The organism is Psychrobacter sp. YP14 (assembly GCF_003209315.1).
Lineage (GTDB): Bacteria > Pseudomonadota > Gammaproteobacteria > Pseudomonadales > Moraxellaceae > Psychrobacter > Psychrobacter raelei.
This window is the reverse complement of the sequence record NZ_CP029789.1, coordinates 147,231-158,890: the sequence shown is the minus strand read 5'-3', so window position 1 is coordinate 158,890 and position 11,660 is coordinate 147,231. Positions and strand designations below refer to the sequence as shown.

The window sequence follows — 11,660 nt, the reverse complement described above, 5'->3', positions numbered from 1 at the left end:
TTAGCACTGTATGCTCGGATATTCAATGGGGATTAGTCATCTAAGCGTATCTGGCTTGTTTGGGGTTGGATTTATTTGATTTACAGCCTTAGCGTTGGTTAAACACGCCCATCGACAAGACGATATAGTCTTAACTTATAAAAGCTATCTTCAGACAGATTTTGCCGTATACGCTCTTAAAGACAATTCTAACCACTGATTACCCACAATAAGCTCACGCACTGGCATCACCCCGCGCACCGCATTACAGAAGAACAAAGCTTCTAGACTGAGTAGATCGGCATCTTGCAAAGCGCGAAGAACCACGGGTTGTCCTAAAGCTGCCAATCTATCGATAATCACTTGGCGCATGGTACCGCGCACTCCCGATGCCTCAATGGACGGCGTAAACCATTGATGCTTGATATAATCATCATCGCTGGTGAGTTGATAAAACACATTGCTCATCACCCCTTCGACCCAGTTGCCAGCCATATCGGCCACCAAGGCCTCTGTCAGCTTGGGGTGTTGCTGCTTCATGCGCTGCAACTCGCCCGCTATCATCACCCCGTCTAAACGATTTAGGCTTTTAAGTCCAGCAAGTGGCGCAGGAAAACTGGCAAGACGCGACTGCAAGCAGGTGGCAATGGTCGCAGGCTGCTGCAAAATCACCTGCCCAAGTGAGCTAGACAGATGAGCAGAGGGCGCCTTAATGCCTAGGGGTAAGTCTAAGAACCGAGCTTGCTGCTGAGCCAAGATATCGCTTGGCATAATCCCCACCCAAATAAGCGCCTCATTGTGTTCAGTTGACGCACTATAAGCATAGCCACGCACAGACTGCGTAGGGCGTGAGATGATAATTTTGATAAGACCATGGGTTATGTTGGCGGCGCACGCTTGTAGTGCTTGCCATAGCGCCTCGCTGGTGGGGGTAGGCAAAGATAAGTTGAGTGCGTGGCAGTGTGATCGCAAGCGCGCTTGATGGTAGGACTGCCATAGCAGTGAACCATCATACACACCCATGGTGGTAAAAAACCCATCCCCATACGCCAAGGCCCGAAGATTGGGGGCCGTATCAGAAGCAGACTTATCCCAAGCCACTAAGCCGGTATCACTCATCTGATACCACTGCATTGCGTGCGACATAGACGTATCCTTAGGGTGATGAGTAATGGGGTTATCGATGCTTTTCACACGGGGTTATTGGGCGACAAACTGCCGCTACACAGCTATTTTTTTAACACCAACATACAGCTATAAAACTCACATTTGGCCAGCTCAACTTGACGCTCACCGATCTTTTTATTTTTGGTAATTTGGCCCGATAGCATGTTAGCAACCAGTTGACTGCCTTCAGAGCCCATAAGCTCGGCGGCTACTTGGTACATTTTTTTGGCATGGTCAATGCTCATTTTCTTTTCGCTATCTGAGTCATTGGGGTTGGCATAGTACCAGCCGAATTCTAGGTATTCTTGTGAGTCTATAATGTCTAGATAAGGCTCATCGCCTTTCATAAAGCGGTATTTTATGGCGGTGTTACTGGCGTAATCTAGGCTATTTTCATCTGTTACCGTCACTTTGCCCAGTTTGCGCTGCAGTTGTTTTAGATCTGTGGGCTCAAGGCGTTTGCTGTCATCGCTCTTCCAGTTTTCGACATCGTAGCTCACCGGCTTACCCTCAGGAACCACAGCGGCCTTGGTGCGATTGTTTGCCATATCAGGCGTACTCTCGGCTGCTCCAGAATCGGCCAAAGCTTGCTCCGCGGTGGTCTCTACGCTGGTGGTGCTCTCCTCTACCTTGCTACACCCCGTAACCAATAAGCAGGCGGCCAGACCCAAGGTGCCTATACGAGTAGCAAGGCCTTGAGCGGAAGACTGTGGTAGAGAAGCGTTGGCTGGCTTGTTCGAAATAATGCTGAAAATCATTCACGCACACCTTTTCACTTATATTGTAAAACCGTTACCCACCTTGGTAACTTTTCAATGAATCCTTCACAATAAAGGCATCACTTTTAGGGCATTGGGACTGTATTGCTAACTGATAATGACGCCCATAATAGCATTTGGCCGTATTATTGCCCTAGCATCAAATGGGGGGCAATTATCGAGCCAATTTGATACAGCAGCGAATGCTTAGTGTATCCAAAACCCCCGCCATTGCATAGTGGAAAAAGCATGAAGCCCCAGTAAAACCTTACAGGGGGCTGTCACGACGATAGTGGGTTTGTTATATTAAGTTTTTTGTACTAAATTATAGTCACCCATAAGCAGCGTAGCATAATAGTTGACTTGCTTGAGCCTAACACGGCCACACACTTTTTTGATATTTTTCGATACGTTTGATATTTTTCGATACTATAATCAAGCCACAGTGCACTATCCCACCGATTTTTTTACTTAAAGAGTGCCTTATGATCCCATCTGACATCAGCCGTAATCTTACTATTGACTCAAACTCCGACACCAAACGCTCAGTTGATGCTCAGACGCAGCATTTTATGGTGATTGGTAATCCCATTGCACACAGTAAATCGCCACAAATTCATCAGCAATTCGCTAAGCAAACCGGACTCGATATTCGTTATGCGCGTCAATACTGTCCTGACGATAAGGCCAGCTTTACGGCAGTGGTAGAAGCGTTTTTTAATGGCGGCGGTGTGGGCGCTAATGTCACGGTGCCTTTTAAGCAGATTGCTTATCAGATGTGCGCCGAGCAAGGCGGCGTGTCTGCACATGCTCAGGTAGCAGGCGCCGTCAACACCTTGTTACTCAAAGACGGTAAGCTGTTTGGTGATAATACCGATGGTCAAGGTCTGGTCAATCACTTACGGCAATTGGGTTGGCCGCTACAGGGCGCAAAAGTGGCGATATTGGGCGCAGGCGGTGCATCACGAGGTGTGGTATTGCCACTGATTGAAGCGGGTATAAGCGAGCTGACCATTGCCAATCGCACGCTCAGTAAGGCTGAAGATTTGATAGACCAGCTTTGTAGCGCCCATCCTTTGATTGCAACCATTGCCCCTACAAGCTGCACCATCGAGGCACTCACGGGTCAATACGATTTAATCATAAATGCCACCTCCATTGGCTTATCTGGCGACAGCCTGCCACTTAGTGAGGCAATTAAATGCGGCTATGCTTATGACATGATGTATGGCCGTGAGCTGCCCTTTTTGACCCATTTTCACTCACACTCCGCCCAAGTCTCTGAGGGCTACGGTATGCTAATCGGTCAGGCGGCTTTAAGCTTTACTCAATGGACCGGTAAGGCGGTAGATAGCAATTTATTCATTTAATTCTTTATTTAATTCTTTATTTAATTCTTTATTTAATTATCTAATTTTGGCTGCTCTGGGCTTCGTTGTATCGTCAAAAAAAGTCTATTTTTGCAGTCGGATTTTGTCTTGAAAAACTTTGGCCTCAAGTGTCATCAGCGGTCGCCTTAGCCAAGTGGACTGCATAACCACACCGCCTAATAAAGCGACCACACAACCCAATAAAGTATCCAAAAACCGCGCTTGCATTATCCCTTGATAAGCCATTGCCCCTACTTCGGTATGGGCGGCGCTCTTACCATATTCCGCAATAAATATCGTCAAAGGGGTGATCATAATAACTGCCGAAGCATAATGGCGAGACACCAACGTCTCTATCCACAATAGTAGGCAAAAAATCACCAACGCCACCCCTACATTGCTCCATGAAAACGACAATAAAAACGCGGCGACAAACACCCCAATGCCGGTCCCTAAAACACGGTGCAGTTGCCTGATCCACATCGTACGTAACTGCATGCCCTGCATGATAATATAACAGCTTACAGGCACCCAATAAGGATAAGGCATATCTAGCCACAGCGCCAATTCAAGCGACAACACCACAAAAAAACAGACGATTAAGCTTTCAGTAATTAGCCCAAGCTCATAGTAGTGCTTAGAGGGCGCAGGCTCAGATGCCACCCCCACCACCGCTAAGTTATAAAACAAAGACATGACCCAAGCATATAGCGCACCGGCGGCTACCACGCCTATCCTACCTGGCATATCCTCCCATCCCCCAGGCATAAATATGGCGATGACAGATGCCATCAGCACAAACATACTACCCGGCGGAGGCAGATGCATGTAGCGACCTATGGCCACCACGATAAAACAAAGTAGCGTGAATAAAGGCCATTTTAATAACTGAACCTGATGCGCTATGAGGCCCACACTAAAGCTTAGCACCATGATAATGCCCATGAGCAATAGCAAGCCTTGGCGTTGGCGCAAACTCCCTGCAACGGGCTGGTTTAGGATAATCATAGCGCCCAATGACGCCAAAATACCCATTGGCAAGTTATGGTATAAAGCACCAATAAGAATGGTAGAGGCAATAATTAGTGCTGCAGAGAGGCTGACATGCCAAGGCTTGGCACTTGGCCTAACTGTGAATAGATGCTCAGCCTCACGCTTGGCGATTTGTTTTAAACGTTTAATTGACATAAAAGATGCGGACTCTTAATTATAAAAATGTTATTGAAGGCATATATATCGAATCAAGAAACAAACTAAAACCAAAAATGACACTTTAACTACACCGAAATGTGGCGAGAATCTAAAAGCTATAGCATACTGATTGACAATTAATATTAATTAAACGGTGAGTCATTAAAGTTATCATCTACCTTAACTGTTTTTTATTGCTTATAAAACCCATCAAGGGTTGTTTGCTGCCTTATGCTTTGTGTTGGCTCTAGTTTAAGAGTATTTATAGTTAATTTTTATTTAATATTGGACGCAGCTGTGCTTATTAAATTTAACTTATGGTTATGATACAAGTATACACACATGAATAATAGTTATAAATAATAGGCTTTTATATAAATTGCGCTTATACTAACTTTCATTATTTCATTATAAAGCCTTGCATTATCCAGTGGTGATAATGTTTTACAGCGACACTTAAAATATAAAAGAGACCGCCTTATGTTAAGTTATAAAGCCCCCCTTCGTGACATGAAGTTCTTATTAAACGATGTTTTTGATTTTCAAAAGCATTATAAAGACTTAAGCAATGGTGCCAATGCCGACCCTGAAACGGTCGATATGATTTTGCAAGGCATGGCCGACTTTGCCGAAAATATTCTTAGCCCTTTATATCAGCCAGCCGATGCTGAAGGCTGCCATTTTGAAAATGGTGTGGTAACGACGCCTAAAGGTTTTAAAGACGCTTATAACCAGTTCGTTGAAGGCGGCTGGCAAGGTATCTCGTACCCAGAAGAGTACGGCGGCATGAACCTACCCATGTCTTTAAACCTTATTAAATCAGAGATGATGGGTACCGCAAACTGGCCTTGGGCGATGTATCCTGGCCTAACTACCGGCTGTATCAACACCTTAATGCAGTACGGTACTGAAGAACAAAAAGATACTTACTTGCCAAAATTGGTAGAAGGCACGTGGTCAGGCACTATGTGCTTAACTGAGCCACAAGCGGGTACTGACTTGGGTCAAGTAAAAACCAAAGCTGTGCCACAAGAAGATGGTAGCTATACGCTGAATGGCACAAAAATCTTCATCTCAAGTGGTGAGCATGATCTAACTGACAACATTATTCATATTGTACTGGCGCGCCTTCCTGATGCGCCTGAAGGTACCCGTGGTATTTCACTATTTATCGTACCTAAATTCAATATCAATGAAGAAGGCGAAGCCGGCGAGCGCAATGGCGTAAGCTGTGGCTCTATTGAACACAAAATGGGTATCGCCTCTTCAGCGACCTGTGTTCTAAACTTCGATAATGCTAAAGGCTACTTAATTGGTGAGCCAAATCGTGGTCTAAAAGCCATGTTCACCTTTATGAACACCGCACGTATCGGTACCGGTATCCAAGGCTTAGCTCATTGTGAATTGGCCTTCCAAAATGCCTTACCATATGCCAAAGAGCGTCGTTCAATGCGTACCCTTTCTGGCACAAAAGAGCCTGAAAAAGTAGCCGATGCGATTATCAACCACGCTGATGTGCGCCGTATGTTATTGACCATGAAAGCTTTCGCTGAAGGCGGTCGCTCAATGATCTATCATGCTGCCCGTTATGCCGACAAGATGTCACAGGGTGTGGCTGAAAATAACAACGAAGAATTTGAGAAGTGGGATGACAAATTAGGTTTTTATACCCCCATTTTAAAAGGCTTCTTAACTGAGCTGGCTATTGAAGCGGCTAAAGAAGGCCAGCAAGTTTATGGTGGTCATGGCTATATCAAAGAGTGGGGTATGGAGCTTATCGCTCGTGATGCTCGTATCTCAACCTTATATGAAGGTACTACTGGCGTTCAAGCATTAGACTTATTAGGCCGTAAGGTTATCTTACAGTCAAAAGGTAAAATCATCCGTGATTACACCTCAAGCATCATGAAATGGTGTGGTGAGTATGCACTGGATAAAAACATGCGTAAATTTGTTTGGGCATTAACCAAGCTATGTGCCGAATGGAATACGCTAACTGTACGCCTAATGCTAAGCGCCCGTAAAGACCGTGAAATCATCTCAGCAGCTTCTGTGGATTACTTAATGTACTCGGGCTACATCATGATGGCTTATCACTGGGCACGTATGGCTGCTGTCGCTTATGACAAGCTTGAAAACGGTGGTGTAGAAGCCCCTGAATTCTACAAAGCCAAAATTCAAACTGCTGAATTTTACTTTGATAAGATCCTACCACGCACCTCAGGTCATGCTGAGAGCATGGTAGCGCCAAGCTCGTCTATGACTGACATGGACATCGAGCACTTTGCTTTCTTAGACTAATCTATCGGCTATTTGGCCACTAGATTAAAAAGACCGCCCTATTTATTAGGGCGGTTTTTTTACCTCTACAATTTTTTACTTCACACCAAAGCAAGCTCAGCTCATACTAAACAGCTCGCCTTTTATCAGCCGATTAACTCATTTTTAGTTAACCCGAGGACAAGTTATGGCTATTATTCACCCCATTAACGCATCACATAAACCCAAATTAAGCCGTAAAAGCCGCAGCAAAATAGGCGGTGCTAAGCTTTGTTTATTGGCGCTGCTAGGAGTAAGTCAGCTCGGTGTAGCGGCTTCTATCAAGCCTCTGCACTTCGAGAAAGGGGCGGTCAGCAGTAAAGTATCTGGGGTATTAGCGGCCAAGCAGCAAGATACTTGGTATCAGTTTAAAGCACAAAAAGGTCAGTTTGCCTTAATCAATATTACCCCACTAAAAGGCACTGCAGAAACGGCAAATGTCGGCGTACTGCACATGCCCTCAAGTCAGCAAGACGGCAGTAAGGGCGGTATCGTCTATCAAAACTGCTTGCCCGAGACGGGTACCTATAAGCTGCGCATTGCCCGCAACTTAATGGCAACTCAAGGCGGCAAGGCCGGCTATCAAGCTGAAGTGATTATCCTGCCCACCTACGCCAGTCAAGACCTCTGTCAGTAGTGGACTACGGCTGCACGCGCACCTTACTGTAAGCTGCGCTAAGCTCAATGACTTCAACACAGTACTGAATAGTGACTCGGCCAGACTGCTGTGCTTCAAGCTCTTGCTGCAAACAGATGCGTAGCTTCTCAGCCAGCTCATCACGAATCTGCTGGCTGCGTCCGGGCATCAGTCTTAATTGCAGATAAATAAACCCCTCTTGCTGCTGATCATCCTCTATACCAACTAAGAAAGTCTCTACATCAAGCAGGCGCGCTTTAATGGCTTGCGGCTTATCAAAATGGCCAGTTTCCCATAGGCAGCTGTTGATCTGTTTTAGTAAGCGCTCAGGGCGATTAATGGTAACGTTGGGGGTGGCTTGAACAATAACATGTGGCATTAGGATACTCTATATAAGGTAAGTTGAAATCAAAAAAACGACATAAGTGACTTAAATCTAAAGTATTAATCAATAATATCGGCAAATTTAGCCGTCAGTGCCTGCGCCAATTGCGCCGGCGGTAACTCAATCTCCAGCCCACGTCTGCCGCCGCTGACATGCATCGTCGTCAGCTGCTGGGCGGACTCATGAATGACAGTTGGCAGTCGTTTTTTTTGTCCTAAGGGACTGACGCCGCCCAGCACATAACCGCTGCTGCGCTCGACCACTTTGGGGTCGGCCATTTGCACCTTTTTGCAGCCCATAGCCTTGGCCATTTTTTTGAAATTGAGGGTGGCAATTACCGGCAAAATGGCCACCGCCAATTTATCACTCTCAGTGGCCACCACCAAGGTCTTAAACACGTGCTCAGGTGGCAGACCCAGCTTGTCAGCGGCCTCTAGTCCATAAGACTCAGCGCTGGGATCATGCTGGTATTCATGTAGTTGATAATCGAGTTTGAGTTTTTTGGCTAAATTCACAGCTGGGGTCATACGCACTGCCCTCTACAATATCATTGAAGTGGTTTTAGAGTAACGCATTACACCAAAAACTAAAAGCCCCACTGATAAGTGGGGCGTTTAACAACTTCGATCAGGCTAAATTGTCGCTAATTTTTTTGGTAGAGACTGAGTCTAAGGCTTAACCGCCACCAACACTCGAATGCTATCTGGCACCAATGACAAATTGGTCAAGGCCTGCTCACCTTGTGCTTTAAGCGATTCAAGGCGCTCAATCTCTTCATCACGCACGTTGGGGTTCACTTGCTGTAGCTGTTTTAGGCGGTTAATCTCACGCTCCCAAATTTGACTAAAGCGTGCCAAAGCCTGAGCGCTAATCGTGTCAAGCTTACCTTGAGCAATGGCTTCAGCATCATGGTAACGCGATTCAATCACTTGGCTGCGCACTTTCACCACTTGGCGAGCACGGTTTTTGTCCAGGCGCTCAATGTGTGGCAAGATCATATCTGCGGTGATGCGCTCTGACAAGTCCCCGCCTTGCTCCCCTAAGAACACTCGCAGCATTTGGGTGGGCAAGTTGGCAGTTAAGTTCAGTACTTTTGGCGCAATGGTGGTGACTCTAAAATTCACCTCAAGCAGCAGCATGCCCTCAGGCACTGTGTTACTCTTTAACATGGCCACTGTAGTGTTACCAAAGGTACCAGAATTGGCCATGTCATAAATGGCCAACATCAGCGGATGCTCATGGGTCAAGAAGTCCATGTCTTCACGCATCAGTGCCTGGCTACGCTTAAAGGTTAGCGTCATACCATCTTCAGAAATGGGTAGATTATCCACATCAGTATGCTGGCTGTTTTCGGCCTCTGGTGGATGGATAATCCAAGATCCATCACGCTGTACACTGTGATCTAGATTGACTGAAGAGAAGAAGCGGTCTAAGAAAGCCGGCAATAGGTTATTGGCATCAAAGTCGCTCATCGCATCAGCGATACGGCCTGCCACACGTGGACGACACGAGTTGTACTCAAGCAGACGGTCACGACCTGATTGTAACTCTGCCTCTAACGCTTGACGTACTGCACCTGCCTCAGTGATTAAATCCTCTAATGCTGTTCGGTTCTCGGGTGTATCAGCCCCTTCAAGCAGCGGCTTGAGATCCACAATAAACTGCTCTTGTACCGTCTGCGCTGTGGGCGAGATGTGGTTAAAGATGTTCAGCGCCGCATCGTACCATTTATACATACGCTCTTGGGCAGTGCCTTGCACGTAAGGGACATGTAAGGTGATCTTTTGGCTTTGACCGATACGATCTAAGCGGCCGATACGCTGCTCTAAGGTATCAGGGTTGGCCGGTAAATCCCATAAAATCAAGTGGCTGGCAAACTGGAAGTTACGCCCCTCTGAGCCAATCTCTGAGCACAGCAAAATCTGTGCGCCGGCATCATCGGCAAAGAAGGCTGCCGCCTGATCTCGCTCAAGCAGACTCATTTGCTCAGTAAAGATGGCCGTCTTGATACCGGCATGTAGACGCAGAACCGCCTCTAAGCTCTCAACAGTGGCGCCGCTTCTGGCAATCAGCAGAACTTTTTTCTGCTTGAGCTCCTCTTTTAACAGACTAATGAGCCAAGGCACACGCGGATCATCTTCTAGCCAGCCGCCATCGGGTTGATTTTCTTCACCCCAAAGCTGCTCACGTAATTTGCCACAAGTTTGATAATTGCCCTGCCAGCTGTCTGGACAAGGCAGTGGATGCGGACGACTGGTACGACCATGGAAGCCTTGGACGCTATCACGCGTATTGCGAAACAGCACACGGCCTGTACCATGACGGTCCAATAACTGGTTTAGCGCATAGGTGCGCAGCTTGTCATCTTCATTAATGCCGGCCAGCTCTTCTGGGTTAGGCATACCTAATAAATGAGTCAATGCGTTGATTTGACCATCAGTCAGTGGCTTGTCATCCATCAACACTTCAGCCACTGCCGCAGTATCAGAAAAAGCCGCTTGACCGGCGATAAAATCATCCAAATCATCAAAGCGGTCAGAATCTAGCAAACGCAAACGCGCAAAGTGACTCTCAACGCCTAACTGTTCTGGGGTAGCAGTCAATAATAGAACACCGGGTGTCTCATGCGCGAAGTCTGCTACTAGCTCATACTTATCATTACCGCCCTGCTCGGGGTCCCAGTGCAGATGATGCGCTTCATCGACTACCAATAAGTCAAAGCCCGCCTCCATCGCCTGCTCATATAAATCATGATGATCAAGCAGCAAATCTAAGCTTGCAATGATGCACTGCTCAGTGGTGAACACATTTTGATCTGGGTTGTGCTCTTTAATAGCCGCAGTACGCACCAAGTCAAATAGGGCAAAGTTTAGGTTAAAACGGCGACGCATCTCAACCATCCACTGATACTGTAAGCTGTCAGGTACCAAAATCAGTACGCGCTGCGCCTTGCCTGTTAGCAGCTGCTGATGGATAATCAGTCCCGCTTCGATGGTCTTACCCAGACCCACCTCATCTGCCAATAACACACGGGGTGCAATGCGCTTACCCACTTCATGAGCGATATATAACTGATGCGGAATAATATCCACACGGGCACCCATCAAGCCTTTAAGCGGGTGACCGGCTAAGGCTGACTGCATACGCAAGATATCTTGACGTAGCTCATACCAATCCCCACGCTCAACACGACCTGCCAATAAGCGCTCTAATGGCTTAGCTAGGGTGATATTGGCTGCCAAACGGGTCTCCATAATACCGCGCGGATGGCCGTCCACATGATACTTAATCACACCCATCACCTCATCAACGCCGGTGACAATATGGGCATTACCATCTTGATCGGTAATTTCATCGCCCACCTTAAAGGTCACTCGGGATAAAGGCGCAGAGTTCTTGGCATATACCCGGGTCTCTTCACTTTGGGCAAATAAGATATGCACGCAGCGGTCGTCAACATCAATAACCACGCCTAAGCCAAGCTCGGCTTCGGTGTCGGATAAATAACGTTGACCAACGGCGAATTCGGGAATTAAAGCAGCTATTGTCATAAATCTATCAGTTCTTTTATTAAATGTGGAGTTTGCTTAGGCACAAGCCACAACGATATCTAGCACGCTGTCAGTTATGTCTTATTATAAAGGATTATAAGCACTATCTACGTTAATGAGGTCAAAGTTCGTAAATTCTATACCTAATCTTTAAAAAGCCCTTTAGAGTCAGGCAGGGTTTTACGGCAACTTATAATAAATAATGTAAAAGGAATCAATTTTACGCCTAATTTGACTCTTTTTTAACCAATTTTGCGTCTGTTTGGCTGATTTAATCAAATTTTGTTCACTATCTGCCGATTT

Annotated in this window: 9 protein-coding genes; 3 read left to right on the top strand and 6 right to left on the bottom strand. The window is 46.4% G+C overall.

The features are described 5' to 3' along the window. Nucleotides 1-150: 150 nt before the first annotated feature. Nucleotides 151-1,125 (bottom strand): aminotransferase class IV, encoded by a 975-nt coding sequence (locus tag DLE54_RS00670; RefSeq protein ID WP_110815922.1) that lies wholly within the window; start codon nt 1,123-1,125, stop codon nt 151-153. Nucleotides 1,126-1,208: 83 nt separating this feature from the next. Then, complete coding sequence (locus DLE54_RS00665; RefSeq protein WP_110815921.1) at nt 1,209-1,904, bottom strand: hypothetical protein; 696 nt, start codon at nt 1,902-1,904, stop codon at nt 1,209-1,211. 572 nt (nt 1,905-2,476) lie between these two features. Between DLE54_RS00665 and aroE the strand changes: the two genes are divergently transcribed. Continuing rightward, nucleotides 2,477-3,274, top strand: a complete 798-nt coding sequence (gene aroE / locus DLE54_RS00660; protein ID WP_110817258.1) for a shikimate dehydrogenase — start codon at nt 2,477-2,479, stop codon at nt 3,272-3,274. 84 nt (nt 3,275-3,358) lie between these two features. Here the strand turns inward: aroE and DLE54_RS00655 are convergent, their stop codons facing one another. Next, nucleotides 3,359-4,462: an FUSC family protein gene (locus DLE54_RS00655; protein ID WP_110815920.1), complete on the bottom strand. Its 1,104-nt coding sequence runs from the start codon at nt 4,460-4,462 to the stop codon at nt 3,359-3,361. 483 nt (nt 4,463-4,945) lie between these two features. On the opposite strand from DLE54_RS00655, the gene DLE54_RS00650 reads away from it, so the two are divergent. Further along, nucleotides 4,946-6,766 carry an acyl-CoA dehydrogenase C-terminal domain-containing protein gene (locus tag DLE54_RS00650; RefSeq protein WP_110815919.1) on the top strand — a complete coding sequence of 607 codons (1,821 nt, stop codon included), beginning with the start codon at nt 4,946-4,948 and terminating at the stop codon, nt 6,764-6,766. Between the two features lie 166 nt (nt 6,767-6,932). Continuing rightward, on the top strand, nt 6,933-7,421 hold the full coding sequence (locus DLE54_RS00645; protein WP_110815918.1) for a hypothetical protein: 489 nt from the start codon (nt 6,933-6,935) through the stop codon (nt 7,419-7,421). 4 nt (nt 7,422-7,425) lie between these two features. Here DLE54_RS00645 and DLE54_RS00640 read toward each other — a convergent pair whose 3' ends face one another. The 3 genes from DLE54_RS00640 to rapA form a co-directional block, all read right to left on the bottom strand. Then, on the bottom strand, nt 7,426-7,800 hold the full coding sequence (locus tag DLE54_RS00640) for a 5-carboxymethyl-2-hydroxymuconate Delta-isomerase (protein WP_110815917.1): 375 nt from the start codon (nt 7,798-7,800) through the stop codon (nt 7,426-7,428). A gap of 65 nt (nt 7,801-7,865) precedes the next feature. After that, entirely contained in the window at nt 7,866-8,333 is a 468-nt protein-coding gene (gene ybaK, locus DLE54_RS00635) for a Cys-tRNA(Pro) deacylase (RefSeq protein WP_011959409.1), read from the bottom strand. Nucleotides 8,334-8,474: 141 nt separating this feature from the next. Then, complete coding sequence (gene rapA, locus DLE54_RS00630) at nt 8,475-11,357, bottom strand: RNA polymerase-associated protein RapA (protein ID WP_110815916.1); 2,883 nt, start codon at nt 11,355-11,357, stop codon at nt 8,475-8,477. Nucleotides 11,358-11,660 lie beyond the last annotated feature (303 nt).